General features: G+C 65.6%; 27 protein-coding genes. 9 read left to right on the forward strand and 18 right to left on the reverse strand.

The window, feature by feature from the left end; translation table 11 throughout:
* Nucleotides 1-39 precede the first annotated feature (39 nt).
* Nucleotides 40-297 carry an HPr family phosphocarrier protein gene (locus tag CH276_RS17305; protein ID WP_032397893.1) on the forward strand — a complete coding sequence of 86 codons (258 nt, stop codon included), beginning with the start codon at nucleotides 40-42 and terminating at the stop codon, nucleotides 295-297.
* A gap of 21 nt (nucleotides 298-318) precedes the next feature.
* Here the strand turns inward: CH276_RS17305 and CH276_RS17310 are convergent, their stop codons facing one another.
* The 5 genes from CH276_RS17310 to CH276_RS17330 form a co-directional block, all read right to left on the reverse strand.
* Nucleotides 319-1,374 (reverse strand): hypothetical protein, encoded by a 1,056-nt coding sequence (locus CH276_RS17310; protein WP_254924120.1) that lies wholly within the window; start codon nucleotides 1,372-1,374, stop codon nucleotides 319-321.
* A 41-nt stretch (nucleotides 1,375-1,415) separates the two neighbouring features.
* Entirely contained in the window at nucleotides 1,416-2,966 is a 1,551-nt protein-coding gene (gene hflX / locus CH276_RS17315) for a GTPase HflX (RefSeq protein WP_230597009.1), read from the reverse strand.
* A gap of 79 nt (nucleotides 2,967-3,045) precedes the next feature.
* Nucleotides 3,046-3,915, reverse strand: coding sequence for a diaminopimelate epimerase (gene dapF, locus CH276_RS17320; RefSeq protein WP_094630083.1), 870 nt, complete (start codon nucleotides 3,913-3,915; stop codon nucleotides 3,046-3,048).
* 24 nt (nucleotides 3,916-3,939) lie between these two features.
* Nucleotides 3,940-4,869: a tRNA (adenosine(37)-N6)-dimethylallyltransferase MiaA gene (miaA, locus tag CH276_RS17325; protein ID WP_094630084.1), complete on the reverse strand. Its 930-nt coding sequence runs from the start codon at nucleotides 4,867-4,869 to the stop codon at nucleotides 3,940-3,942.
* Nucleotides 4,862-5,584 carry a class III extradiol dioxygenase subunit B-like domain-containing protein gene (locus CH276_RS17330; protein ID WP_176459293.1) on the reverse strand — a complete coding sequence of 241 codons (723 nt, stop codon included), beginning with the start codon at nucleotides 5,582-5,584 and terminating at the stop codon, nucleotides 4,862-4,864. The genes miaA and CH276_RS17330 overlap by 8 nt, the downstream gene beginning before the upstream one ends.
* 152 nt (nucleotides 5,585-5,736) lie before the next feature.
* Here CH276_RS17330 and CH276_RS17335 point away from each other — a divergent pair, with 152 nt between their 5' ends.
* Entirely contained in the window at nucleotides 5,737-7,224 is a 1,488-nt protein-coding gene (locus CH276_RS17335) for a DUF349 domain-containing protein (RefSeq protein ID WP_094648042.1), read from the forward strand.
* 37 nt (nucleotides 7,225-7,261) lie between these two features.
* Here CH276_RS17335 and CH276_RS17340 read toward each other — a convergent pair whose 3' ends face one another.
* Both CH276_RS17340 and miaB read right to left on the reverse strand, forming a co-directional pair.
* A complete protein-coding gene (locus CH276_RS17340) occupies nucleotides 7,262-7,849 on the reverse strand; it encodes an Rv2732c family membrane protein (RefSeq protein WP_032398401.1) in 588 nt (195 codons plus the stop codon).
* Nucleotides 7,846-9,363, reverse strand: a complete 1,518-nt coding sequence (miaB, locus tag CH276_RS17345) for a tRNA (N6-isopentenyl adenosine(37)-C2)-methylthiotransferase MiaB (protein WP_094631816.1) — start codon at nucleotides 9,361-9,363, stop codon at nucleotides 7,846-7,848. Before miaB ends, CH276_RS17340 begins: the two co-directional genes overlap by 4 nt.
* 282 nt (nucleotides 9,364-9,645) lie before the next feature.
* Here miaB and CH276_RS17350 point away from each other — a divergent pair, with 282 nt between their 5' ends.
* The 4 genes from CH276_RS17350 to CH276_RS17365 all read left to right on the forward strand — a co-directional run bounded on the left by CH276_RS17350 (nucleotide 9,646) and on the right by CH276_RS17365 (nucleotide 12,896).
* Complete coding sequence (locus tag CH276_RS17350; RefSeq protein WP_170944851.1) at nucleotides 9,646-10,374, forward strand: amino acid ABC transporter ATP-binding protein; 729 nt, start codon at nucleotides 9,646-9,648, stop codon at nucleotides 10,372-10,374.
* 53 nt (nucleotides 10,375-10,427) lie between these two features.
* Nucleotides 10,428-11,261, forward strand: a complete 834-nt coding sequence (locus CH276_RS17355; protein WP_045195442.1) for a glutamate ABC transporter substrate-binding protein — start codon at nucleotides 10,428-10,430, stop codon at nucleotides 11,259-11,261.
* Nucleotides 11,262-11,346: 85 nt separating this feature from the next.
* Nucleotides 11,347-12,024: an amino acid ABC transporter permease gene (locus CH276_RS17360; protein WP_032377154.1), complete on the forward strand. Its 678-nt coding sequence runs from the start codon at nucleotides 11,347-11,349 to the stop codon at nucleotides 12,022-12,024.
* Entirely contained in the window at nucleotides 12,024-12,896 is an 873-nt protein-coding gene (locus CH276_RS17365) for an amino acid ABC transporter permease (protein WP_032397888.1), read from the forward strand. The genes CH276_RS17360 and CH276_RS17365 overlap by 1 nt, the downstream gene beginning before the upstream one ends.
* A gap of 89 nt (nucleotides 12,897-12,985) precedes the next feature.
* Here CH276_RS17365 and CH276_RS17370 read toward each other — a convergent pair whose 3' ends face one another.
* From CH276_RS17370 to CH276_RS17390, 5 genes are all read right to left on the reverse strand, one after another.
* Nucleotides 12,986-13,537 carry a regulatory protein RecX gene (locus CH276_RS17370; RefSeq protein WP_094631729.1) on the reverse strand — a complete coding sequence of 184 codons (552 nt, stop codon included), beginning with the start codon at nucleotides 13,535-13,537 and terminating at the stop codon, nucleotides 12,986-12,988.
* Nucleotides 13,538-13,549: 12 nt separating this feature from the next.
* Nucleotides 13,550-14,587 (reverse strand): recombinase RecA, encoded by a 1,038-nt coding sequence (recA, locus tag CH276_RS17375; protein WP_008716921.1) that lies wholly within the window; start codon nucleotides 14,585-14,587, stop codon nucleotides 13,550-13,552.
* Between the two features lie 194 nt (nucleotides 14,588-14,781).
* Complete coding sequence (locus CH276_RS17380; RefSeq protein WP_032397886.1) at nucleotides 14,782-14,973, reverse strand: DUF3046 domain-containing protein; 192 nt, start codon at nucleotides 14,971-14,973, stop codon at nucleotides 14,782-14,784.
* A 10-nt stretch (nucleotides 14,974-14,983) separates the two neighbouring features.
* Nucleotides 14,984-16,156: a glycosyltransferase gene (locus CH276_RS17385; RefSeq protein WP_176459294.1), complete on the reverse strand. Its 1,173-nt coding sequence runs from the start codon at nucleotides 16,154-16,156 to the stop codon at nucleotides 14,984-14,986.
* A gap of 125 nt (nucleotides 16,157-16,281) precedes the next feature.
* Entirely contained in the window at nucleotides 16,282-16,878 is a 597-nt protein-coding gene (locus CH276_RS17390; RefSeq protein ID WP_045199841.1) for a TetR/AcrR family transcriptional regulator, read from the reverse strand.
* 265 nt (nucleotides 16,879-17,143) lie between these two features.
* Between CH276_RS17390 and CH276_RS17395 the strand changes: the two genes are divergently transcribed.
* Entirely contained in the window at nucleotides 17,144-18,040 is an 897-nt protein-coding gene (locus CH276_RS17395) for a diacylglycerol kinase (protein WP_094631730.1), read from the forward strand.
* A gap of 18 nt (nucleotides 18,041-18,058) precedes the next feature.
* On the opposite strand, the gene CH276_RS28530 is transcribed toward CH276_RS17395, so the two are convergent.
* The 5 genes from CH276_RS28530 to pgsA all read right to left on the reverse strand — a co-directional run bounded on the left by CH276_RS28530 (nucleotide 18,059) and on the right by pgsA (nucleotide 21,484).
* Entirely contained in the window at nucleotides 18,059-18,232 is a 174-nt protein-coding gene (locus CH276_RS28530; RefSeq protein ID WP_032398397.1) for a hypothetical protein, read from the reverse strand.
* Between the two features lie 98 nt (nucleotides 18,233-18,330).
* Complete coding sequence (pspM, locus tag CH276_RS17405) at nucleotides 18,331-19,131, reverse strand: phage shock envelope stress response protein PspM (RefSeq protein WP_179272752.1); 801 nt, start codon at nucleotides 19,129-19,131, stop codon at nucleotides 18,331-18,333.
* A gap of 112 nt (nucleotides 19,132-19,243) precedes the next feature.
* The gene (locus CH276_RS17410) at nucleotides 19,244-20,053 is read right to left on the reverse strand and encodes a PspA/IM30 family protein (protein WP_037189526.1); all 810 of its coding nucleotides are present in this window, start codon (nucleotides 20,051-20,053) and stop codon (nucleotides 19,244-19,246) included.
* Between the two features lie 144 nt (nucleotides 20,054-20,197).
* Nucleotides 20,198-20,539 (reverse strand): helix-turn-helix domain-containing protein, encoded by a 342-nt coding sequence (locus CH276_RS17415; RefSeq protein WP_032397883.1) that lies wholly within the window; start codon nucleotides 20,537-20,539, stop codon nucleotides 20,198-20,200.
* A gap of 252 nt (nucleotides 20,540-20,791) precedes the next feature.
* Nucleotides 20,792-21,484 carry a CDP-diacylglycerol--glycerol-3-phosphate 3-phosphatidyltransferase gene (gene pgsA, locus CH276_RS17420; RefSeq protein ID WP_373453525.1) on the reverse strand — a complete coding sequence of 231 codons (693 nt, stop codon included), beginning with the start codon at nucleotides 21,482-21,484 and terminating at the stop codon, nucleotides 20,792-20,794.
* 140 nt (nucleotides 21,485-21,624) lie between these two features.
* On the opposite strand from pgsA, the gene CH276_RS17425 reads away from it, so the two are divergent.
* Nucleotides 21,625-22,212, forward strand: coding sequence for an amino-acid N-acetyltransferase (locus CH276_RS17425; protein WP_094631731.1), 588 nt, complete (start codon nucleotides 21,625-21,627; stop codon nucleotides 22,210-22,212).
* Nucleotides 22,213-22,253: 41 nt separating this feature from the next.
* Nucleotides 22,254-22,538 carry a YciI family protein gene (locus CH276_RS17430; protein WP_045195454.1) on the forward strand — a complete coding sequence of 95 codons (285 nt, stop codon included), beginning with the start codon at nucleotides 22,254-22,256 and terminating at the stop codon, nucleotides 22,536-22,538.
* 86 nt (nucleotides 22,539-22,624) lie between these two features.
* On the opposite strand, the gene CH276_RS17435 is transcribed toward CH276_RS17430, so the two are convergent.
* Nucleotides 22,625-25,312: a DNA translocase FtsK gene (locus CH276_RS17435; RefSeq protein WP_176459295.1), complete on the reverse strand. Its 2,688-nt coding sequence runs from the start codon at nucleotides 25,310-25,312 to the stop codon at nucleotides 22,625-22,627.
* Between the last annotated feature and the right edge of the window lie 25 nt (nucleotides 25,313-25,337).

Raw genomic sequence — 25,337 nt, forward strand, 5'->3', positions numbered from 1 at the left:
CGCTACGATCGCAACAACCCCACTACGAAGGAGCACCACATGCCCAGCACCACAGTCGCCGTCGGATCCTCGATCGGTCTGCACGCTCGACCCGCAGCACTGATCGCCGACGCCGTCGCCGAAGCCGGCGTGGACGTCACCCTCGCAGTGGCCGACTCCGAGCCCGTGGACGCAGGTTCGGCCCTGATGATCATGACGCTCGGTGCCACCAAGGGCACCGAGGTCACCGTCAGCAGCGACGACCAGGCAGCACACGACAAGGTGGTCGCCCTCGTCGAAGCAGACTTGGATGCCTGACCAGACTGTTTGGCCAAGCGCCTAGCGAGAACGCATCGATCGCCGGACGGTGAATCCCACCGCTCCGGCGATCAGCACCACACCGGCAGCGACGGCCGCTCGGAATGTCCATTCCGAGTCCGTCGCTGTCGGCGTCTGTGCCGACTGCTCGGGAACGACGGTCGGCGATACCGGCTCCACAGCAACAGGTTCGGGGGCAGACATCTCGAGATCGACCGCGTCGGGGACCCGCAGGAGCGGCGGAAGCGTGGCCTCCGCGGATCCGAATCCGGCCTCGGATGCGATGAGCAAGGAACCGTCGTCGGTGAAGACCAGAGCCTCGCCCTGCGGCTGGTCGGGCAGCGGCACCACGGCGCGAGGCGCTGCCGGATCGACCAATGCCGACGCGATGTCCCCGTCCGACACGCGGAACAGGTAGGCGTCGGTGTAGGTGCGCACTGCGGCCACGGCACCGTCGGCGCTCACCGCTCCCCCGGTCGCCAGTATCGATCCGACCACGAACGGCGGCCCACCGACCGTGTCGGTCGCCGTGAACGCCAGTTCTCCGACCTTGCGCATCGGCGTCGGGCCAGGGCTGGACAGATCTGCGACCGATTGGTCGGCGGCGGGTACGTACACCCCGCTCACGCCCGAGAGATCCTTTGTCACGATCACCGGCCTACCACCGGGCTCGATCAGTATCGTCTCGGCGTCGTGCGCGCCGTCGGGGTAGGTCAATCGGTACAATTCGCCCGCGCCCGAGGCCGGTTCCATTCGCGTCAATGCCACTGTGTCGCGGCGCATCCGATTGTCGCCGATGTCCGCCAACCACAGCGAGCCGTCGTACGACGTCAGGTCCTCGACGTCGTACGGGTCGACGGGCACGTCGATCCATCGCGCGACCGCGCAGTTCGCATCGAGTTCGGCGACCCGATCATCGGCTCCGCTGTCTCCGATCGCGTAGAGGACGCCGTCGATCGAGGTCAGCCCCGACAACTCCGCGAGTCCAGGATCGGTTGGACCACAATAGGTTTCGGTCTCGATCGGTGCACCCGAGGCGACTCCCCCGAATGCGGCGGCCGAGGCCACGACAGCCACGACAGCACCGCGGGCCACCAGCCGTGGTCCCACCACCGAGGTCAGACGCTGGGCACGATCGCCGTGAATTCGACGAGCGCCGCCGCAAGCGATTGCGGCACACGAGCTTCCACACGCGTGCCCTCTTCCTCGTGGGCCGTCTTCACGATCCGGCCGTCGGTGTGGATTCGCGCGACCAGATCACCACGGGTGTAGGGCACGAGAACATCGACCAACACGTCCGGCTCGGAGAGGATCTCGGCCAGATGATCTCGCAGAGCGTCGATTCCCTCGCCGGTCTTGGCCGAGACGAATCGAGCGCCGTCGAGCAGCCCGCGCAGCTGAGTCAGTTGAACCGGATCGGCAGCGTCGATCTTGTTGACCACCAACAACTCCGGCGGCATCTTCGCGTCCTGCTCGCGAACCACCTCGGTGATCACCTCGCGCACGGCCTTGATCTGATCGATCGGAAGAGGATCCGAACCGTCGACCACGTGCAGCAGCAGATCTGCATCGGTGACCTCCTCGAGCGTCGAGCGGAACGCCTCGACCAACTGAGTCGGAAGATGCCGGACGAAGCCGACCGTGTCGGTCAGCACGATCTCGCGACCGTCCTCGAGCGTCGACTTGCGCGTGGTGGGATCGAGGGTGGCGAACAGAGCGTTCTGAACCAACACTCCGGATCCGGTCAGCGCATTGAGCAGGCTCGACTTGCCTGCGTTGGTGTAGCCCACGATAGCGATCGACGGCACCGTACCGCTCAGGCGCTGTTCGCGTTTGGTGTCGCGGGCCTGCTTCATGCCCTTGATCTCACGGCGCAGCTTGGCCATGCGCTCACGGATGCGTCGACGGTCGGTCTCGATCTTCGTCTCACCCGGTCCGCGCAGACCCACACCACCGTTGCTGCCTGCCCGTCCACCGGCCTGCCGCGACATGGATTCGCCCCAGCCGCGAAGCCTGGGCAACATGTATTCCATCTGCGCGAACGCGACCTGCGCCTTGCCTTCTCGTGAGGTCGCGTGCTGGGCGAAGATGTCGAGGATCAGCGCGGTGCGGTCGATGACCTTGACCTTGACGACCTTCTCCAGCGCATTGAGCTGAGCAGGGGTCAGTTCACCGTCGCAGATGACCGTGTCGGCGCCGGTCGCGAGGACGATGTCGCGCACCTCCTTGGCCTTACCGGAACCGATGTACGTCGCGGCATCGGGCTTGTCGCGTCGCTGCATCAGCGCTTCGAGCACCTCCGAGCCGGCGGTCTCGGCCAATGCAGCCAGTTCGGTCATGCTGGACTCGGCCTGCGCGGCCGTGCCGGTGGTCCAGACTCCGACCAGCACGACGCGTTCGAGCCGCAGCTGCCGGTACTCGACCTCGGTGACGTCGGTGAGCTCGGTGGACAGTCCGGCCACTCGACGCAGCGCGGTGCGGTCTTCGAGCTGCATGTCGCCGGAGGACGGGGAATTCTCGTCGCCGAGCGGAGACCGAGCCAGTCGTCTCGACCACGCGTCGGACTCTTCGCGGGTCCAGGCGGATTCGGTTTCGGAAGCGCCGTCGATGTCGTCGCGACCGTCGTCGACCGGCTCGCCTGCAGGGGATGTTTCATGTGAGTTCGTCATACGAGCTCCATGATCCACGAAAAGCCCAGCGTATGCACGCGGGTTTCGGTCCACGTGGGTGCCGAGGCCTGCGCGATCGTCAGGACTGAGCCTTCAGCCACCGGTCGTCGATCTCGCCCCGGGCCAGCAACACCGACGGCCCGCGCAGAGTGGCACCGACGTGATCGATGTTCACACGCACCCGACCGCCGAGCACACCGACGCTCACCTCCCCTGTCTCGAGGCCCTCGTAGGACAGCGCCGCTGCGGCCGCTGCCACGGTTCCGGTGCCACAGGATCGCGTCTCCCCGACACCACGCTCGAACACACGCATCTGGACGGCACCGTCGTCGAGCCTGGTCAGGATCTCGACGTTCGCACCGTGGGGAAAGAACTCGGAATCCAGTGTCGGCGGTTGGGACAAGTCGAGCGCGCCGAGAGATGCGCGTGTCAACGCACCGTCGACACAGGCCAGATGAGGATTGCCGACGTCGATTCCGATGCCCTCGTACGTCCCGCCCGCGAGGGTCGCCGAGCTCGAGCCCATCAGCGTGACGTCCCCCATCGCCACGGTGACATCGGCGTCGGTGTCGTCGAACGAGTGAACGGTCACAGCGCGAGCACCGGCCCGCGAACCCACCACGAACTGGTCACGTTGTTCGAGGTCGTGCACCCGCAGGTAGTGCGCGAACACCCGCACACCGTTGCCGCACATCTCGGCGATGGTGCCGTCACCGTTGCGGTAGTCCATGAACCAGTCCTCGGGCTCGACACCCGGCGGCATTCGGTCGAGTACGCCTGCATCTCGGAGCACACCGGCCCGGGCGACGCGCAGAATCCCGTCGGCACCGAGGCCCTGGCGTCGATCGCACAACACCGACACCGCCGACCTGGTGAGTTCGAGCTCGGCTGCCGGATCCGGCAGCACGACGAAGTCGTTCTGAGTTCCGTGGCCTTTGGCGAATTCCATGGTCGCGAGTCTACGGGCGTACGGCTAGGAGGGGTCGATCGCGGACAGCGCGTCCGAGGTCAGCGTCGGCGAGGTGCCGTCAAGCCACCGGACGCGTTCGTCGCGACGAAACCAGGATCGCTGGCGTCGTACGTAGCGTCGGGTTCCGATGAACGTCCGTTCGCGTGCGTGCTCGACGTCGTAGTCCCCCGCCAGCACGTCGAGAGCCTGCGCGTACCCGATCGCCCGCGACGCGGTGACGCCCTCACGCAGCCCCAGGGCGAGCAGCCCTTCCACTTCGTCGAGCAATCCGGTCTCGAACATCAGCCGAGTGCGCTCGGCGATCCGCTCGTCCAGTTCGGCAGTGTCGCGGTCGACTCCCAACACCACCGTGCCCCAGCGAGGTGCACCGATCTTCGGGGCCGATGCCGCGAACGGCTGCCCGGTCAGCTCCACCACCTCGAGCGCTCGGACCATGCGCCTGCCATCGGTGGGCAGGATCGACGCGGCAGCCTCGGGATCGGCGGCCGTCAACACGCGATGGATCTCCTCGACGCCGTCGCGCTCGAGGACTGCTTCCCATTTCGCTCGAACGACGGGGTCGGTAGCCGGAAACGCCCACTCGTCGAGCAACGACTGCACGTACATCATCGATCCGCCGACGATGATCGGCCGCGAACCCCGCGATCGAATGTCCTCGACGTCGGCGACCGCAGCCTCCTGGTAGCGGGCGACGGTAGCGATGTCGGTGACCTCGAGCACATCGAGTTGGTGGTGCGCAATCCCGCGCCGCTGCGCGACGGGCACTTTCGCGGTCCCGATGTCCATCCCCCGGTACTGCTGCATCGCGTCGATGTTGACGATTTCGCCGCCGAGTTCCTCGGCCAGATCGAGAGCCAGATCGGACTTTCCTGTGGCAGTCGGCCCGATGACCGCGACCGGTGTCGTGGCCGAATCGCTCGCCCCGTCAGTCACGAGCCCAGGTCCCCACGAAGTATCCGACCCCGAAGGGCGCACCTCGGTAGAGCTCTGTCGTCGTTGTCGCATCGGCTCCAGCGAGTGCCGCCAGCACCTGCCACGCCGCTCTGCCGCCCACACCGAGCGAAGCGCACAGGTCCGGATCCAGATCCGCCAATGCATCGACGTCGGCGCTCGCGAGGGCATCGTCGATACTGCGCTGGACCGCCTCGGCGCGCTCGTCGAACGATCCGGGTGCCTTCGGAGTCAGTGTGTTAGCCCCGTCTGCCAGCAGCAGAACGCCCCAGGTCTCCGCCGAGGCGTCGAACTCTCGGCGCAGCTGCTCGCCGAACTCGGCGCACGACCCTGGGCTCGCATCGGCCGCGATCGTGCGGACCTCGACCGCAGCGTCGGGCGCTGCCACCCCGCGCAGCCACCCGGCGATCAGAACCGCCAGCGGCAGGTCCGGATCTGCCGCAGAGTGCGCTGCGCCGCCGGACAGGCTCACCACCACGTCGACTCCGAAGCCCCGGAACGTGCCGACGGTGGCCGTTCCGTAGGTGGACGACACGCGGTCGACGCCGACGGCGATCCAGCGGTCGACCGTCGACGCCAGATGGGTGGTCGCGTCGACGGCGGCGGTCCGCAGATCGGCTGTCCGGGCCGCCCCCGCGCCCATCAGTTCGGGGACCAGCAACGGTGGAGAGGGCACCAGGGCCGCGGCACGAAACACGAGTACCACGCTAGTCGGTGGCGCGACTTGCCCCGACGAGTCCACCTCGAGTCGTCTGAGCTGTTTCAATGGTCCGATCGGTCGTCACCTAGTTCAATGGTGTCCAGATCGCGATTGAAGGCAGCCGTGACGCGCGGCAGAGATGAGGAACAATGACCGACCCGAACGCCGGCACTCCCACCACCCCCGAGGCTGCATCCTCGGATGCACCCGCCCAGACCCCCGGTGCGACCGCGCCCGGTGCAGCGAACCACGGCGGACCCAAGCCCGGCGGTGGACCCAAGCCCGGCGGTGGACCGAAGCCCGGTGGAGGACCCAGGCCCGGCGGCCCGGGTCCCGGCTCTCCTCGTCCCGGCGGTTCGGCCGGTGCCAAGCCCCACCCGACCCCCTCCCACGTCCCGACCGCGATCCCGACGGTCGCGCCTGCGAGCGACCCCAGCAAGTTCGGCAGAGTCGACGACGACGGCACCGCATGGGTGACCACCGCCGACGGTGAGCGGCAGATCGGGTCCTGGCAGGCAGGAGACGCGGCGGAAGGACTCGCCCATTTCGGTCGGCGCTACGACGATCTGGCCACCGAGGTCGCTCTGCTCGAAGCTCGATTGACCTCCGGTACCGGCGATGCCAAGAAGACCAAGGCCGCAGCGTCCGCGTTGTTGGAGAGCCTGCCGACCGCTGCTGTGATCGGCGACCTCGATCTGCTCGCCAGGCGACTCGACGCGGTCGTCGAGCATTCGGACGCCGCAGCAGCGGTGGCCAAACACGAAAGGGAGCTCGAACGCGCCGAGCACACCGCGCGCAAGGAAGCCCTCGCCGTCGAAGCCGAGCAGATCGGTAGCGAATCGACCCAGTGGAAGCACGCGGGCGATCGGCTGCGAGAGATCCTCGACGAGTGGAAGACGATCCGCGGGGTCGACCGCAAGATCGACGATGCCCTGTGGAAGCGGTACTCCAAGGCACGGGAGAACTTCAACCGTCGCCGCGGTGCCCATTTCGCCGATCTCGATCGTGAGCGCGGTGCGGCCAAGACTCGCAAGGAAGAACTGGTCGAGCGGGCCAGAGCCTTGTCGTCGTCCACGGACTGGGGACCCACCGCAGCAGCGTTCCGCGATCTGCTGGTGGAATGGAAGGCATCCGGCCGTGCCCCACGCGATGCCGACGACGCGCTGTGGAAGAACTTCAAGGCCGCACAGGACGTGTTCTTCGCTGCCCGCAACGCCGCGGCCTCCGAGCGGGACGCCGAGTTCGAGGCCAACGCCGAGGCCAAGGAAGCCCTGCTGGCCAAGACACACATAGATCCGAGCAAGGACCTCGATGCCGCCCGTTCGGCACTGCGCGACCTGCAGGACAAGTGGGATGCCATCGGCAAGGTTCCGCGCGAGAAGATGCAGGAACTCGAGGGCAAGCTGAGGGCGATCGAGAAGTCCGTCCACGACGCGGTGGAGGCCCAGTGGCGTCGTTCGGATCCCGAGGCCGTCGCCCGCGCCGCCCAGTTCCGCGAGCGGGTGGCTCAGTTCGAGGATCAGGCCGCCAAGGCGACCGCAGCAGGCAAGACCAAGGATGCCGAGCGTGCGCTCGCGCAGGCGCAGCAGTGGCGCGAGTGGGCCGACGCAGCAGAGAGCGCCGTCGACGAGTTGTGATCGACCGGCACTCCTGACCGGGGGCGGCCGATCGGACCTACGGGGCCGAGTGGCCGTCCCACAGGCGCAGCTTCTGTTCGCCCGACGCGGCGGCGATGCGTCGCTGCTCCTGGGCCGCGAGCTGGGCGTTCGTCTTGTTCCACACGGCCTTGAGCCAATGGAACGTCAACGCGATGACGGCGATCCACGCGATGATCAGTCCGATTCCCGGTCCGGCACCCTGCAGGTTGTCCGGCACGGTCTGCCGCGTCCAGATCGAGAGCATCCCGTACACCGACGACACCGCACATCCCGCGAGGGCGGCCCACGCCAACGCCCAGATACGGGTGACGAGCGCGAGCACCGACATCACCACGCCGAACGTCAGCACCAGCACGACGAAGACGCGTGACGGCAGCGCGATGGACTCGGCAACTGCGGCTTCTCCACCCGTGAGCACGTCGAATCCGCTGGCCGATCCGGTGTGCGGCAACGCGAACGTGACCAACAGGACCAGCACCAGCCCGGCCACGACCATGGCCCGCGCTCCCGGGTCCAGTTCCGTCATGACCGCCCTCTCCGTTCGCCCGAGTTCCTCGGCGGATCGAGAGGGTACGACGCGATCGGGTCCGTCTGTGTCTGTCATGCGGTGCATCCTGTCTCTACCGGTAGCGGCGCCGGTGCGCCGATCGAGGGAAGTCCGAGGCCGACGCCGATCGGTGCCGTCTTGGGCATCACACCGCGTTCGTGGGCGTCTCCTGCTGCCGTACGGCGATGCGTGAGCACGCCGGCGTCGGCGATGAGGTGGTACGGCGCAGCGGCCGTCAGCGTGGTGGTGACGACGTCGCCCGGGCGGATCTCGCTCACGCGATCGGCGTCGACTGCGAAATGCACGAGTCGGCCGTCCCTGGCTCGCCCGCTCATCCGATGCGTCGCGGCGTTCTTGCGACCTTCACCGGTGGCGACGAGTAGTTCGACCTCGGTACCGATCAACTCTCGGTTGGCAGCGAGAACGATCTCTTCCTGCAGAGCGATCAATCGCAGATACCGTTCTTGCACAACCTCTTTGGGGATCTGATCGGGCATCTCGGCGGCAGGCGTTCCCGGCCGCTTCGAGTACTGGAAGGTGTAGGCATTGGCGAACTTCGCCCGCCGAACCACGTCGAGCGTCTGCTCGAAGTCCTCATCGGTCTCACCGGGGAAGCCGACGATGATGTCGGTGGTGATGGCCGCGTGTGGCATGACCGCGCGCACCTTGTCGATGATGCCCAGGAACTTGCTCTGCCGGTAGGACCTGCGCATCGCCTTGAGGATGCGATCCGATCCGGATTGCAGCGGCATGTGCAGGGTGGGACAGATGTTCGGGGTGGACGCCATCGCCTCGATGACGTCGTCGGTGAACTCGGCCGGGTGCGGAGAGGTGAACCGCACTCGCTCGAGACCCTCGATCGAGCCGCATGCGGCCAGCAGCGACGCGAACGCGCCGCGGTCGCGAGGCATGTCCGGATCGGCGAACGAGGCACCGTACGCATTGACGTTCTGGCCGAGCAGCGTCACCTCGAGTACACCCTGATCCACCAAAGCCTGTACCTCGGCGAGGATGTCGCCCGGCCTGCGGTCGATCTCCTTGCCGCGCAGGGCCGGGACGATGCAGAACGTGCAGGTGTTGTTGCAGCCCACCGAGATCGAGACCCAGCCCGCGTATGTCGATTCGCGTTTCGCCGGCAGGGTCGACGGGAAGGCCTCGAGGGATTCGAGAATCTCGACCTGTGCCCGTTCGTTGTGCCGGGCGCGCTCGAGCAACACCGGCAACGACCCGATGTTGTGGGTTCCGAAGACCACGTCGACCCACGGAGCCTTCTCGACGACGGTGCTGCGATCCTTCTGCGCCAGGCAACCACCGACCGCGATCTGCATGTTGGGGTTTCGCGTCTTCGCGGGCCGCAACATGCCGAGGTTGCCGTACAGCTTGTTGTCGGCGTTCTCGCGCACCGCGCAGGTGTTGAAGACGACGAGATCTGCGTCGGTGCCTGCGTCGGCCGGAACGTAGCCCGCTTCCTCGAGCAGCCCGGACAACCGCTCGGAATCGTGGACGTTCATCTGGCATCCGTGCGTACGCACTTCGTAGCTGCGGGGAACCGACGCCGACGGGTCCGTCACCGGGACGGGATCGGTACTCCCGTGATCGGCCACGTCCACGGTCGGAAAAACACTCGTTTGCACCCCTCCAGGGTACGTCCATCGCACCGACCGGCCCGCCGGGGTCGCGGGCTCCACCACAGACTGTGCAGGGCCGATGCGGGGCAACAGTAAAGTTTCCATTACATAATCGAAGATGACGGGCGAAAACACCGGTCGGCGAGGAAACTACGCATAGGGTTTCGACTTATGACGCACGCCACCGACGCGCCGGCATCGACACCCCCGCCGGGCGCGCCCTCGATGATCTCGCTCAAATCCGTCGACAAACATTTCGGTGATCTGCACGTCCTCAAGGACATCAACCTGGAAGTGCCGGCCGGTCAGGTCGTCATCGTCGTCGGCCCCTCCGGCTCGGGCAAGTCGACTCTGTGCCGGACGATCAACCGCTTGGAGCCGATCGATTCCGGTGCCATCGAGGTCGACGGAGATCTACTTCCCGCGGAAGGCAAGGCCCTTGCGGCCCTGCGCGCCGACGTGGGCATGGTGTTCCAGTCGTTCAACCTGTTCGCGCACAAGACGATCCTGCAGAACGTCATGCTCGCGCCCATGAAGGTACGCAAGCAGAAGAAGGACGAGGCCGAGAAGAGCGCCTTGGCTCTGCTCGAACGCGTGGGAATCGCCAACCAGGCCGACAAGTACCCCGCTCAGCTCTCCGGTGGTCAGCAGCAGCGTGTCGCCATCGCGCGATCTCTCGCCATGAACCCCAAGGTGATGTTGTTCGACGAGCCGACCTCGGCCCTCGACCCCGAGATGGTCAACGAGGTACTCGACGTCATGACCTCGCTCGCCAAGGAGGGCATGACGATGCTCGTCGTCACCCACGAGATGGGCTTCGCCCGCAAGGCCGGCGACCGCGTCATCTTCATGGCCGACGGAGCCGTCGTCGAGGACACCGATCCCGAGACCTTCTTCAAGTCGCCCAAGTCCGAGCGTGCCAAGGACTTCCTCGGCAAGATCCTCGGTCACTGACCCGCTTCACCGTTCACCCCGAATACCCGAACCGATCCCTAAGGACATTCACTGTGAGAATCACCCGACCGCTTCGCTTCGGTGTCGCCATCGCCGCTCTGTCCATCGTCGCCACCGCCTGCGGCGGCGGAGAGGAAGCTCGCACCATCTCGAGCAGCGCCGAGTCCGGCAACCTCATCGTCGGCATCAAGTTCGACCAGCCCGGTCTCGGTCTGCGCAATCCCGACGGCACGTTCAGCGGCTTCGACGTCGAGGTGGCCAAGTACGTCGCCGGCAAGCTCGGTGTCGACGAGGCCAACATCGAGTTCAAGGAGTCCCCCTCGGCGCAGCGCGAGACTCTGATCGAGAACGGCGAGGTCGACTACATCGTCGCCACCTACTCCATCACCGACACCCGCAAGGAAAAGGTCGGTTTCGCCGGCCCGTACTTCGTGGCGGGACAGTCGTTGCTCGTTCGTGAGGACAACACCGACATCACCGGTGCCGATTCGCTCAACGACGGCAAGCGACTCTGCTCGGTCACCGGTTCCACCCCGGCCCAGAACATCGCCGACGAGTACCCCGGCGTGCAGCTGCAGCCGTTCGACACGTACTCCGCGTGCGTCGAGGCGCTGCGCAACGGCACCGTCGATGCGGTGACCACCGACGACATCATCCTCGCCGGCTACGCCGCTCAGTCCCCCGGACAGTTCAAGGTGGTCGGTGAGCCGTTCACCACGGAGAACTACGGCATCGGCCTGAACAAGGACGACACCGAAGGACGTAACCAGATCAACGACGCCATCGAGGAGATGGTGTCGAGCGGTGCATGGGAGCAGGCCTTCAACGACACGGTGGGCGCATCGGGCTACCCGCTGCCGACCCCGCCCACCGTCGACCGCTACTGATCGACCCTCTCGTCGTGTTCCGCGAGCGCGTGCGCGCGGAACACGACGGTTGGATCTCGCCGAGCCGTGAGGATCAACAAGCACCGTGAACCTATTGAGCAAGTACGGCGATCAATTGATCGACGCGTTTCTCTCGACCATCTACCTGACTTTGGCATCCCTCGTCGGCGCGCTGGTCATCGGAACGATCATTGCCGCGATGCGGGTGTCTCCCATCCCGATCGCGCGTGGCATCGCCGCGACGTACGTCACCATCTTCCGTAACACCCCGTTGACCCTGATCATCCTGTTCACCTCGTTCGGCCTGTACCAGACCATGGGTGTCTCGCTCGCGTCGGAATCGTCCTCGACCTTCCTCGACGACAACAACTTCCGTCTGGCAATCCTCGGTCTGAGTGTCTACACCGCGTCGTTCGTCGCAGAATCTCTGCGATCGGGAATCAACACGGTCCCCGTCGGTCAGGCCGAGGCCGGCCGCTCACTGGGTATGACGTTCACCCAGAACATCTCCATCGTCGTTCTGCCACAGGCGTTCCGCGCCGTGGTCGGACCGCTCGGCAGTGTCGTGATCGCACTGACGAAGAACACGACGATCGCATCGGTCATCGGCGTCGCCGAGGCGTCGTTCCTGATGAAGAACATGATCGAGAACGAGGCCGCGATCTTCGTGGTCGGCGGCATCTTCGCGCTCGGTTTCATGATCCTGACGCTCCCGACCGGGTTGCTGTTCGGCTACATCAGCAAGCGATTGGCGGTGTCATGATGAGTGATGCAGTAGCAGTTCTCTACGACGTTCCGGGCCCGAAAGCGGTACTGCGCTACCGGATCCTGACCGGGGTCGTTGCCGTCGTCTCGCTGGGCGTCGCGTTCCTCATCTACCGAGCACTCGACTCCAAAGGTCAGTTGACCGCCGAGAAGTGGGATCCGTTCCTCGAATCGACCACGTGGACCACGTATCTGATCCCCGGAATCCAGGGCACGCTGGTTGCAGCGGCGCTCTCGATCGTGTTCGCACTGATCCTCGGTGCCGTCCTCGGTATCGGCCGCCTCTCGGATCATCGCGCGGTACGGATCGTCAGCGGCGCGATCGTCGAGGTGTTCCGCGCAGTACCCGTACTGATTCTGATGATCTTCCTGTACGCGGTCTACGCCGATTACGAGGTCTTCAAGGTCAAGTACCTGGCGTTGGCGGCCGTGGTCACCGGCCTGACGCTGTACAACGGATCGGTCATCGCCGAAATCGTTCGCGCGGGAGTCAATTCACTGCCCAAGGGGCAGCGGGAAGCTGCATCCGCGCTGGGAATGCGCAAGAGCCAGGTCATGCTTCTGGTTCTGCTCCCCCAGGCCGTCACCGCCATGCTTCCGGCGATCATTTCGCAGATGGTTGTGGCGTTGAAGGACTCGGCGCTCGGTTACGTCATCGGGTACGTCGAAGTGGTCCGTTCCGGTCAGCAGGTAGGCGCGTTCTACAGCAACTACCTCCCCTCGCTGATCATCGTCGCCGTCATCATGATCATCATCAACTCCGCGTTGACGAAGCTGGCCACCGTGGTCGAACGTCGTTTGCGTTCGCGTAAGCGCAAAGCCGGCGCGACCGACGTGGTTCCCGCTCTCGATGGTGGTCAGGCAGCCTGATCGCCATCGCCGGCAACGAGTAAGGCCCGCAACACCGATGGTGTTGCGGGCCTTACTGTTTCTCGACGGCTACTACTCGAGGTGGACGATCACATCGAGTCTGGGCCGTCGAAGCCTTCGGTGTCGGCACCTGCGCGGTCGAGTTGCTCCTTGACCACCGCGAACGCCATGCCCTGCGAGTAGCCGCGGCGCGCGAGCATACCGACCAATTTTCGGACAACCTTGTCACGCTCGGCGCGGGCATCCGGCCCACTCGAGTCCGGCATTTGCAGTGTGCGAAATCGCTTGCGTACCAGCTCGGCTGCGCGCTGACGTTCGTCGTCGGCATCGATCGTATCCAGTGCGTGCAGAGCGAGTTCGTTACTGACTCCCTTGTTGCGGAGCTCCATACTCAGTGCGCGTTTACCCTTGCCCGAGTACTTGTGCCGGGATTGAACCCATTGCTGCGCGAAGGACTCGTCGTCGACAAGCTTTGCCTTTTCGAGCCGGTCGAGAACGGCGTTCGCGATCTCGGCAGTGAAGCCCTTCTTCGCAAGATTTGCTTCGAGTTCGTGCCTGCTACGCGCTCGGTCGGTCAGCAACCGAAGGCAGACATCTTTCGCCTGCGCCTCGGTGCCGCCACTCTCGTCTCGCTGCTGCACGGCGACAACAGGTTAGAAGTCCACCGGAGCGGCTGCAGGCTCCTCCGCGGTGACGTCCGCGCCGATCTGCAGCTTCTCCATGATCTTCTTCTCGATCTCGTCCCGCACGTCGGGGTTCTCGAGCATGAACTTGCGGGCGTTCTCCTTGCCCTGACCGAGCTGGTCACCCTCGTAGGTGAACCACGAACCCGACTTGCGGATGAAGCCGTGCTCGACGCCCATGTCGATCAACGAGCCCTCGCGGCTGATGCCCTTGCCGTAGATGATGTCGAACTCGGCCTGCTTGAACGGCGGCGCAACCTTGTTCTTGACCACCTTGACCCGGGTGCGGTTACCGATGGCGTCGGTTCCGTCCTTCAGGGTCTCGATGCGGCGGATGTCGAGGCGAACCGAGGCATAGAACTTCAATGCCTTACCACCGGTGGTGGTTTCGGGAGAGCCGAACATGACGCCGATCTTCTCGCGCAGCTGGTTGATGAAGATCACGGTGGTACCGGAGTTGCTCATCGCGCCGGTGATCTTGCGCAACGCCTGGCTCATCAGGCGGGCCTGCAGACCGACGTGACTGTCGCCCATCTCGCCCTCGATCTCGGCGCGCGGTACCAGTGCCGCCACGGAGTCGATCACGAGGATGTCGAGTGCACCCGAACGGATCAGCATGTCGGCGATCTCGAGAGCCTGTTCACCGGTATCGGGCTGCGACACGAGCAATGCATCGGTGTCGACACCGAGCTTCTTGGCGTAGTCCGGATCCAGGGCGTGCTCGGCGTCGATGAAGGCCGCGATGCCGCCTGCTCGCTGAGCACTGGCCACCGCATGCAGGGCGACGGTGGTCTTACCCGAGGATTCCGGACCGTAGACCTCGATGACACGTCCACGCGGCAACCCTCCGATGCCGAGTGCCACATCGAGCGCGATCGATCCCGTGGGGATGACGGCAATGGGCTGGCGGACCTCGTCACCGAGGCGCATCACCGAACCCTTGCCGAAGTTCTTGTCGATCTGCGCGAGTGCGAGATCGAGCGCTTTGTCGCGATCGTATGCAGCCATCGTGAGCTCCCTGTGTCGTGTCGTTCAGCTGTGTCGTGTCGATCAGCTTTGTCGTCGGTAACGCTAGATCGGGGTACCGACAAGAAGTTTCTCGACACCGACCGGCAACCGTTGACCCAAGCATAGGGGAACACGTGTTCGAGTCAACTACCGCAGCAATCGACACGCCGAGAGGATCGACCGGACCTGGGGAACTACCAGCGTTCTCTCGGTACATCGAACTCGTAGCAGATCGACCGCCACACTTCCCGTGGATCGACGCCGTCCTCGATGGCCTGCGCTCCGGTTCGGCCGATACCGGACAGCACGTGATCGGTCAGCAGCGAATCGCCACGAACGGAGCCGAACTCCTCGGTGAGCAGTTCACGAAATTCGGTCAGACGCACAACGACAACCCTAACGTCCGCGCCGTGGAGTGCTGCGGTCGAGCACCCGATGACAGACGGACACGGGATCCTCGACGGACTGCGCCCCGTCCGCCGCCGTCGCCGCCGCCCGGGCGAAGCGCGGATCGGACAGTACGGTGGCCACCGCGTCGGCGATCGAGGTCGGCGTCGGGGGTCGTACGATGACGGCGCTCCCCTGCCGTGCGGCGCGATTGGCCAGCTCCCACTGATCGCCACCGCCCGGGACGGTCACCACCGGAACGCCGTGCATGAGCGCCTTGGCCAGCATTCCGTGCCCACCACCGCACACCACCACATCGGCATGACGCAGCAGTTCGTCCTGGCGGCCCAAGCCGGCGTTCGCCCAGTTCGGGAGTACGGCGGGAACTCCGTCGAGAACGGACGCCACCACCCGAACTCCCCTGCCGTCCAACCCTTTCAGCGCCATCTCGAGCATTCCCTCCGCCCCGGTGAAGGCTGTCGACGGCGCGACCATCACCAGCGGTGACGTGCCGTCCGGAGTGTCGAGCAGGTCGTCCGTCGGTTCCCACAGCAGCGGGCCGACCACGTGGGCGTCCTCCGGCCAGTCGGGACGGCGCACCTCGAGCGCAGGAATGGTGGCGACGAGCCGAGCAGCCGGGCCCGGATCCTCGGCAGGCAGCCCGATGCTCGTCCGTGCGCTGGACCGCTGAGCTCGTCCCTGAGCGATCGAGCGTGCCGTCAACGCGCGCATCACGGTATCGCGCAACCTGCCGCGAACCCCGGTACCCGGAGCCAGGCCACTTCCGATGGGAGGCAACCCTTTCGAGGGCGAATACAGTGGATGGGGCGAGAGCTCCACCCAGGTGATCCCGAGCCGCTCCGCGGCCATGCCGCCCCCTGCGGTCAGGATGTCGGACACGACGAGATCGACGTTCTCCCGCTCGAGGTCGGGCAGCAACTCGGTCGAGACGAACGCCGCCCGTGAATGGATACGTTGTCCGGCGTCGAGATCGTCGTCCTCCGGCCGCGGCGCAAGACCACCCAGCGGAAACGCCCGCAGCCCCGCTGCGTGCGCGTCGGGCACCCAGCGGCTACCGGTGAAGAGGATCGGTTCGTCGCCTGCCGCGCGGAAGAGCAGGGACAGCGCGATCGCCGGAAAGGCATGCCCCGGATCGGGCCCGGCCACCACTGCTACTCGCACGAACCCAGCGTGCCACACTCGAGCCCTACCGCTCGACGGGTGCCGGGATCAGGTCGGGAGAGCCGGCCCGAACCCGAGCGGCGAAATGTGCACTCGGTCCCGCATAGCGGTCGACGCAGACTCGTTCACGCACTCTCGGGCCGCAGGTAACTGTCCACTGCGTACGCCATCTGACGCGTCACCTCGGTCCCCGAGACGCGCTCGGACACCATCTCCGCGGACTGCACCGCGGACTGCACCATCAGTAGCACCAGCGTGGCCAGCGTGGTGGGATCCCCTGCGCGAATCGAGCGATCACGTTGTCCGGCAACGACCAGAGAAGACAACGCGTCGATGATCAACGACTGACTGGTTCCGAGTCGATGAAGAATGTATGTGGCCAGCACGTCGGAATCGGAACGCAGAATCTTCACGAACAACGGATGGAGTCGAATGCGGTCGGCCACTTCACCCACGGCAGTGACGATCTGATCGCGAGCCGACGCGGTGGCGTCGAAACTCGGAATCAGGGCACCGATCTCACGAGTGAGCAGGCTCGACACCACAGCTCGCGTGTCGGCCCATCTCCGGTACACGGTGGGCCTGCTGACCTTGGCGCGGCGCGCAATTTCGGCCAAGGTGGTGCGCTTGACGCCGTGTTCGAGGATGCAGGACCGGGCCGCGTCGAGAACGGCGTCTTCGACCGACTTCTCGGGAGCTTCTGTTCGGGACGGCGACTGCAGGGGCTCGGACGAGGCAGGACTCGACACCGGCTGCTCGATCACGTGCCACCCTTCGTAGTTCGGACAAAAGGACTGTATTTCCAGCAATAACAGTCTCTTTCGTTACAGTACCTCACGGTTACACGCACCTTCGGCCCCGAAATCACCGGCCACACGCCCGCACAACGTACGCCGGAGGCATACCGCTGCGAATCGCCTCGGTCACCACCACGGGAACCGTCGACCCTGGCAAGCTGATCGATGTGATCGACGAATCGTTGCGACCATGACCCGATCGGTGACGGTGTTGACCAATCCGATGGCCGGCGGTGGTCGCGCGGGCCACGCCGGGCGCTGCGCCGTGGCGCGCTTGCGGGAGCGAGAACTTCACGTCACGACCATCGAAGGCCGCACGCCCGGGGATGCATTGTCATTGCTCGAGAAGGCCGTCGGCAGCGGTACGGACGCCGTGGTCGCCGTCGGCGGCGACGGGCTCGTCAATCTCGTCGTTCAAGTACTCGCCGGCACCGACGTTCCGATGGGCCTGATCCCGGCAGGCACCGGCAACGACCTGGCCCGAACTCTGGGCCTACCTCGCGACGACGCTGCCCACGCAGCCGACATCGTCGCCGACAACGTCACGCGCGCAATCGATCTCGGACGGATCGGCGAACGGTGGTTCACCACCGTCCTGTCCAGTGGTTTCGACTCGCTGGTCACCGAGAGGGCCAAGCGACTGCGCTGGCCGCGCGGACCTCTCCGGTACAACGCGGCCATGGTGCTACAGCTGGCGTCACTCACGAAGCTCCCGTACGTCATAGAACTCGACGATGCCGAACTTCGACTCGATGCCACCCTGGTCGCGGTCGGAAACGGCAGGAGTTACGGAGGCGGCATGGCCGTGTGCCCTGCCGCGCGAGTGGACGACGGTCTGCTCGATGTCACCGTCGTTCGCGGGGCGAGTCGGACGCGCCTGCTCGGACTGTCGCCGACTCTCTATCGGGGAACACACATCGACTTACCGGAGGTCGACACGTACACCTCGACGCAGGTCACCTTGCGGTGCGACGGAATCGTCGCCTACGCCGACGGGGAACGTGTCGCGGAACTACCCGTCACGGCACGCTGCGTACCGCGGGCCCTTCGGGTGTTCGTCGAGCAGGGCTCTGCTGCTCTCGGGTGACGGAACGGCGCATCGGCGTCAGAACTTCAGCGACGAGCGATCGTTGTCGGAGGCGATCGCCTTGTACAGCCACACCAATCCCATCACGATCGCGCCTGCCACCACCAGCCAGAACAGACCCTTGATGATGCTGCCCAGAAGCGCGAGCGCAATCCAGATCAGAACGATGAATCCCAGAATCTTCCAGAACATGAGTGCTCCTACCGTGTCGCCGCGCACCGTGTCGTATCGCGTACGTCGATCCTGGCATCCGGCCGCGACGAACACATCGGGGTGAACCCTGAATTGTCTCAGCGGTGCCGCGACCGGATCTGATCGATTTCGGTGAGTGCCTCGGCCCATCCCTGCAGTCGATCCGTCGCCGACAACAGCTCACGTCGGTGCGATTCCACGACCGTCGTCGACGCCGGTCCGGCCGGTCCGGTCATCCGCGCGGCCGCGGCGACGAGCTGCTCGTACTGATCGACCCCGGTCGCGAGTTCGGCTGCCGCCGAGGCTATTGCGCCGCGGAGGTGCTCGCGGGTCACAGCGCTCGCCGCCCCCGCACGTTCCAGAGCAGCGATGTCGACAGCAACTCCTTCGAGACCGCGGGCCGCATCGGAAGTAACCCCGATCATCTCCTCGACGTCGTCGGTACCGATCGTCTCGGACCTCGCGAGGATCCCCAGCAGCTCGAACAGACTCTGCTCGGCACCGGCCAGTCGGGCCATCGACTCGTACGCGGCGGATCCGCGCTGCGGCGACACGCGCTTGGTGGGCAGGCCGACGGGGACCGGTTGGGCGCGAAGACGCCGCAACCGCGTCACCGCGAATGCCGCCGGTACCGCCATGAGGGCAGCACTACCGCCGCCCACGAACAGAGTCCACTCCGGAGCCGACAGCACTGCCATCCCCGCGGTTCCCACCGCTGTCGTCGTGGACGCAGCACCGAACCTGATTCCGCGTCGTCTGGCACGGCGAATCTTCTTCAGATGCTTGACACGGGGGTCTTTCCGACGGCCGGCGGCGTCGAGGATCGAGGTACCGACACTTCGAGCGGACTCCGCCAGAGATCTGACCACTGCACCGGACTCGGAGACGGCGGTGGTCACGGATTCTCGATCGAGCGAAACGGCCGGCCGCTTACGCGACCGGCCGGATTCGTGATCTCTTCTACCCATCTCGGCGCTGCTGTCGGACGACCGAGTTGTTCGTCAGGTCGATCTACGCCTGAGCCGGGGGCTCGGGCGTCGCGTCCGGGGACTTGGCAATCGACGGCTTCGCCGCCGCATTGCCCGACGGCAGCGAGTCGCCTGCCATCGAAGCGCGGATCTGCTCGAGGCGGCTGTGGCCCGCCATCTGCACGGATGCCTGCTGGACCTCCATCATGCGACCGGAGACCGAGTTCTGAGCCAGCTCCGCCGATCCAAGGGCGTCTGCGTAGCGACGTTCGATCTTGTCCCGCACGGCGTCGAGGCTCGGGGTGTTGCCGGGCGCGGACAGGGTGCTGTCCATCGACCGAAGGGATTCGCTAACCTTCTCCTGCATCTTCGCCTGCTCGAGCTGGCTGAGCAGCTTGGTACGTTCTGCGACCTTCGACTGCAGGGCCATGGCGTTCTGCTCGACGGCCTTCTTGGCCTGAGTGGCCGCCTGCAGCGACTGATCGTGCAGGACCTTGAGATCCTCGACGCTCTGCTCGGCGGTCACCAGCTGCGCGGCGAAGGCCTCTGCGGCGTTCGTGTACTGCGTGGCCTTCTCGATGTCGCCCGCAGTGGCGGCCTGATCGGCCAGCGTCACCGCTTGCCGAGCGTTCGCATTGAGCTTCTCGACCTCGTCCAGCTGCCTGCTGAGCTTCATCTCGAGCTGGCGCTGATTACCGATGACGGACGCGGCCTGCTGGGACAGAGCCTGATGCTGGCGCTGTGCGTCCTCGATCGCCTGCTGAATCTGAACTTTGGGGTCGGCCTTCTCGTCGATCTTGGAATTGAAGAGCGCCATCATGTACTTCCAGGCTTTGACGAAAGGATTAGCCATGGGGTGGTCCTGCCTCCATCTGTTGCGCCGCGGTGGCCGCGTACGGGTCGGCTGCTCTCGCAGTGACCGAAATGAACCTGTCCGTGCTGTGAAAGTCGGGTGCGTGATCTGGGTCAGGAGTGGAAACTGATTGCTTTTCCGATCTTAGGCGGCTGCGAGAGCTCTGGCAGCAGGTGCCGGAATCACGACGCGAGTATCGCCGTCGATACGGGTGGCGACCGCTGCCTCGTCGAGCCGCGCTGCGGCGGTGGAGGCGTCGGACAGCGTCACACTGACATCGCTCATGACGTCCGAGAGCGGGACGGCGAGTGCGTCGCAGATCGCGGCGAGGAGTTCGCTCGATGCCTCCTTGCGACCGCGTTCCACCTCGGAAAGGTATCCGAGGCTCACGCGTGCGGTGTTCGAGACTTCACGCAGGGTTCGGCTCTGTGCGACGCGAGTACGCCGCAAACTGTCGCCGAGTGCTTCACGCAATAGCAGCGCCATCTCGCTCCTCCTCGTTGGTGTTCGTGCCGACGACTGTGCCGTCGGGACGACAACGTTCATATCTCGTTCGTCCGGAGCCGTCACGATGTTCAACGTCCCAGCCGGTCCGATTGGTTCCCGACCCTATATGCCCGTTCACTCCAACACGTGCCGAAGCTGCTCCGACACGGCTTCCAAGACTGTATCCCGCCGAATCCTCATCCTGCTCGCCCGCGCGCGACACGGCCGCCGCAGAGGTCACGTCGGAGCAATTCACGTCGAGGACACGCCTCGGCGCAGGCGAACGGCCTGCACCACGTAGTCCAGGCCGGTGTACACGGTGAGCAGTACCGCCAGCGCCATCAAGGCAACGGCGAACGGGTCGACGACACTCGGCAGCGGGCACAGGTACACCCCAATCGCGAACGTCTGCACCAGTGTCTTGACCTTGCCGCCGCGGCCTGCGGGTATGACGCCGTGGCGGATGACGGCGAACCGCACTGCGGTGATGCCGATTTCTCGCACTCCGATGATCACCGTCACCCACCACGACAGGTCGCCCAACATCGACAGCCCGACGAGCGCGGCGCCGATCAATGCCTTGTCTGCGATGGGGTCGGCCATTTTCCCGAAGTCGGTGACGAGACCGTACTTGCGGGCCAGCTGGCCGTCGATCCGGTCGGTGATGGCAGCGGCGGCGAAGATCGCGGTCGCGGTCAGCCGCCAGGACGTGTCGTGGCCGTCGCCGACGAACAGCGCTGCGAGAAAGACCGGAACCAGTGCGATCCGGAGCACCGTGAGCACGTTCGCGATATTGAGCAACGGCACTTCGTCCGGGCCGCCCGCGACAGCGTTGCTGTGGGGCAGCCCCGTCGTGCGCGGAGCATCAGCCGGTCCGGAGGCGCGGTTGCCGGAAATCTCACCGCTGGACGGAACGCCGTGATCGGGCGCAACCGGCCCGGTCATCGGCACACCCGCGAGCCGTCGACGACGTACCGGCTCGTATGTCCGCTGTTGCGCAGCACCGATCCGCCGAGACGGGGACACAGCTGCAGAAGCGACACACGGAAAGTTTATCGGTTGAGGGACTGACTACTGTTCACCCCATGACTTCTGGGCCGAATCGGGCGAGTCGCGACATCGCAGACCCCGAATCCGACGTGCATTCCGACCTCGCGGACCGTGGCTCCGTGAACGACGGCACCCTCGTCGTGCGTCGAGCCAGGACCTCCGACATCCCCGAGATCAAACGTTTGATCGACATCTACGCAGGACGCATCCTGCTCGAGAAGAACCTCGTCACCCTCTACGAGGCGGTGCAGGAGTTCTGGATCGCCGAACGTGACGGTGAGATCATCGGCTGCGGTGCGTTGCACGTGCTGTGGGCCGATCTGGGCGAAGTTCGCACGGTGGCCATCGATCCTGCGGCGAAGGGGCACGGCGCAGGCCACCTGATCGTCGCAAAACTGATCGAGGTCGCTCGTGAGCTGGCACTGCAGAAGGTGTTCGTGCTGACCTTCGAGGTGGACTTCTTCTCCCGACACGGGTTCGCCGAGATCGACGGAACCCCGGTCACGGCGGAGGTCTACGCGGAGATGTGCCGGTCGTACGACACCGGCGTGGCCGAATTCCTGGACCTTAGCTACGTCAAACCGAACACTCTGGGCAACACGCGGATGCTGCTCTCACTCTGACAGAATCCCGGTATCGATCCTCGAATCCGGAAGAGAGCTCCATGCCCCTGATCGCCGTCACTTACACCTACTCCCCCGCCACCACGGACGGACGCGACACCCATCGCGCGGCACATCGCGCCTGGCTGGCCGATCTGCTCGACCGGAAGACGCTGGTGTCGAGCGGACCGTACGCCGACGGCAGCGGAGCGCTGCTGCTGGTCGAGGGACCGGATGCCGCCACCGTCGAAACACTGTTCGCCCAGGACCCGTTCGCGGTGGAGAACCTCATCGAGACGGCGACGTTCCACGAGTGGACGCCCGTCATGGGGACCTTCACGTCCTGATCGGCCCGCTCACCCGGTTCGGGTGAATGGACCCTTCCACCGCCCAGACGGCTGCAGTGGTCCATTCACCCGGGACCGGGGAGCGCTCAGAACTCGTCCGACGCGGGCTGCTCGTCCGGGTCGCCGCCCTTGATCGACCACAGCAGACCGTCGAGCTCGTCCGGCTTGACGAGCACCTCGCGGGCCTTCGATCCCTCGCTCGGGCCGACCACCCCGCGGTTCTCCATCAGATCCATCAATCGACCGGCCTTGGCGAATCCGACTCTCAATTTCCGCTGCAACATCGACGTCGACCCGAACTGACTCGTCACGACCAACTCGACCGCCTGCAACAGCACGTCGAGGTCGTCGCCGATGTCGGGGTCGACATCCTTCTTGTCCGAGACCTTCGCTGCGGTGACGGTGTCGTTGTACTCCGGCTCCGCCTGATTCTTGGCGAAGTCGACGACCGCAGAGATCTCCTCGTCGGTGATGAACGCGCCCTGCAGACGCGTCGGCTTGCCCGCGCCCATCGGCAGGAACAGCGCGTCACCCATACCGATCAGCTTCTCCGCACCCGGCTGATCCAGGATGACGCGAGAGTCGGTCAGGGACGAGGTCGCGAAGGCCAGACGCGACGGCACGTTCGTCTTGATCAGACCGGTGACGACGTCGACCGACGGACGCTGAGTGGCGAGCACCAGGTGAATGCCGGCCGCACGTGCCTTCTGTGTGATCCGCACGATCGCTTCCTCGACGTCGCGGGGAGCGGTCATCATAAGGTCGGCCAACTCGTCGACGATCGCGAGGATGTAGGGGTAGGGCCGATAGACGCGCTCGCTGCCGAGGGGTGCGGTGATCTCGCCGGAACGCACCTTCTTGTTGAAGTCGTCGATGTGGCGGACCTTGTTGATCTGCATGTCCTGGTAGCGCTGCTCCATCTCCTCGACGAGCCAGGCCAACGCCGCGGCGGCCTTCTTGGGCTGCGTGATGATCGGAGTGATCAGGTGCGGAATGCCCTCGTAAGGCGTGAGCTCGACCATCTTCGGGTCGATCAGGATCATCCGAACCTCGTCCGGCGTCGCCCGTGCGAGCAGTGAGACAAGCATCGAGTTCACGAAGCTCGACTTACCGGAACCGGTGGATCCGGCCACCAGCAAGTGCGGCATCTTCGCGAGATTGGCACTGACGAAGTCGCCCTCGATGTCCTTGCCCAGTCCGATCACCAACGGGTGGTGATCCTTGCGGGTCGACGGCGCGGTCAGCACGTCCGCCAGGCGGACCATCTCCCGGTCCGAGTTGGGTACCTCGATACCGACCGCGGACTTCCCGGGGATCGGCGCGAGCAGGCGAACGTTGTCGGTGGCGACGGCATAGGCGATGTTGCGTGCGAGCGCGGTGATCTTCTCGACCTTGACGCCGGGTCCGAGCTCCACCTCGTAGCGAGTGACCGTGGGCCCGCGGGTGAAACCGGTGACCGCGGCATCGATCTTGAACTGTTCGAGTACCTCGGAGATCGCCTCGATCATGGCGTCGTTGGCCTGGCTGCGGGTCTTGGGCGGATCACCGTCGATCAGCAGCGACAGCGACGGAAGCGTGTAATCGCCGTCGACGACGCGATCGACGACGATCTTGTCGTCCTCGGCTGCCTGCTTCGGTTCGGCCGCTTTGACGATCGGCTTGGGCTTGGGCCGTGGGGGCGCGACCGGCTCGGGGGCAGGTGCGGGGACAGCCGCGTCGGGCACGATGACCTCGGTGGCCGCCTCGGGTGGCGGGGTCTTGCGCGCGCGGGGCGGCTTGGTGACCGGGATGTACTCCTCGGTCGGGTAGTTGTCGTACGGGTCCGCGCTGCCGTGGACCGGGTAGCCGTCGGCGTCGAAGTTGCTGTCGTAGTCGCCGTAGCCCTCGTCCCCGAACTCGGAGCCGAAGTCGGCCGGGTCGTACTCGTCGTATTCGTCACCGCGACTGTCGGTGCCGAACAGTGCTCGCATCCGATCCGGCACGTCGCGCACGGTGGTGCCGGTGAGCAGGAGTACTCCGAACAGACCGGCGAGCAGCAGCAGCGGCACAGCCAGCCACACGGTGAGGCCGTCGGCGATGGGTCCGCCCGCTACGTAGCCGACGAAGCCTGCGCCCTCGGATCGGCCGGCGGCATCGGTCGGTGAACCGGCGGCCATGTGCCACAGTCCGAGGATCGGCAGACCGAGCAGGATCGAGCCCAGGACCAGTCGCGGTCGTACCTCGGGATGCGGTTCGGACCGCATCAGAACAACGGCGATCGCGACACCAAGCACGGGCGCGACGTAGCCGGCTTCACCGATGACGGCGCGGATGCCCACCTCTATCCATTCACCGACCGGTCCCCCGGCGCTCAACCAGACACTCGCGGCGACGACCACGCTGACGGCGATCAGTCCGAGAGCGATACCGTCCCGGCGGTGGCCGTGCTCGATGTCGGCGGCCTTGCTCACCGTCCGAGTCGTGGCACCGACTCCGCGTGCGGCCATCGACCAGGTGGACGCAATGCCCCGCCCGATCGCATCGAGAGCACCGCGTGACTTCTTCTTCGCCGCAGGCCGCCGAGCCGTCGACGCACCCCTGGCGGGTCCCTTGCCGCGCGAGGATGCGTTCGCACGGGAGGTCGCCGGGTTGCGCGGCGCGGTGGGCTTCTTGGGCGTGGTGACGGTGCGCGCGGTGCGGCCGCCACCGGACTTACGGGCGGTGCCGGACGCGCGCGAGGAGCCGGATCCACTGGACCCGGCCCTGGCGGTGGAGGTGCTGGTCTTTCCTGCCATGCCCCCAGGCTAGTCGCAACAGCCC

Source organism: Rhodococcus sp. 06-470-2 (assembly GCF_002258235.1).
In the GTDB taxonomy this organism is placed as follows: Bacteria; Actinomycetota; Actinomycetes; order Mycobacteriales; family Mycobacteriaceae; genus Rhodococcoides.

Coding starts and splice junctions, on each gene's coding strand:
- CH276_RS17305 (WP_032397893.1), top strand. CDS start 40: ATGCCCAGCACCACAGTCGCCGTCGGATCCTCGATCGGTCTGCACGCT.
- hflX (WP_230597009.1), bottom strand. CDS start 2,966: ATGACGAACTCACATGAAACATCCCCTGCAGGCGAGCCGGTCGACGAC.
- dapF (WP_094630083.1), bottom strand. CDS start 3,915: ATGGAATTCGCCAAAGGCCACGGAACTCAGAACGACTTCGTCGTGCTG.
- CH276_RS17335 (WP_094648042.1), top strand. CDS start 5,737: ATGACCGACCCGAACGCCGGCACTCCCACCACCCCCGAGGCTGCATCC.
- CH276_RS17340 (WP_032398401.1), bottom strand. CDS start 7,849: ATGACAGACACAGACGGACCCGATCGCGTCGTACCCTCTCGATCCGCC.
- CH276_RS17350 (WP_170944851.1), top strand. CDS start 9,646: ATGATCTCGCTCAAATCCGTCGACAAACATTTCGGTGATCTGCACGTC.
- CH276_RS17365 (WP_032397888.1), top strand. CDS start 12,024: ATGAGTGATGCAGTAGCAGTTCTCTACGACGTTCCGGGCCCGAAAGCG.
- recA (WP_008716921.1), bottom strand. CDS start 14,587: ATGGCTGCATACGATCGCGACAAAGCGCTCGATCTCGCACTCGCGCAG.
- CH276_RS17395 (WP_094631730.1), top strand. CDS start 17,144: ATGACCCGATCGGTGACGGTGTTGACCAATCCGATGGCCGGCGGTGGT.
- CH276_RS28530 (WP_032398397.1), bottom strand. CDS start 18,232: ATGTTCTGGAAGATTCTGGGATTCATCGTTCTGATCTGGATTGCGCTC.
- CH276_RS17410 (WP_037189526.1), bottom strand. CDS start 20,053: ATGGCTAATCCTTTCGTCAAAGCCTGGAAGTACATGATGGCGCTCTTC.
- CH276_RS17415 (WP_032397883.1), bottom strand. CDS start 20,539: ATGGCGCTGCTATTGCGTGAAGCACTCGGCGACAGTTTGCGGCGTACT.
- pgsA (WP_373453525.1), bottom strand. CDS start 21,484: ATGACCGGGCCGGTTGCGCCCGATCACGGCGTTCCGTCCAGCGGTGAG.
- CH276_RS17425 (WP_094631731.1), top strand. CDS start 21,625: ATGACTTCTGGGCCGAATCGGGCGAGTCGCGACATCGCAGACCCCGAA.
- CH276_RS17430 (WP_045195454.1), top strand. CDS start 22,254: ATGCCCCTGATCGCCGTCACTTACACCTACTCCCCCGCCACCACGGAC.
- CH276_RS17435 (WP_176459295.1), bottom strand. CDS start 25,312: ATGGCAGGAAAGACCAGCACCTCCACCGCCAGGGCCGGGTCCAGTGGA.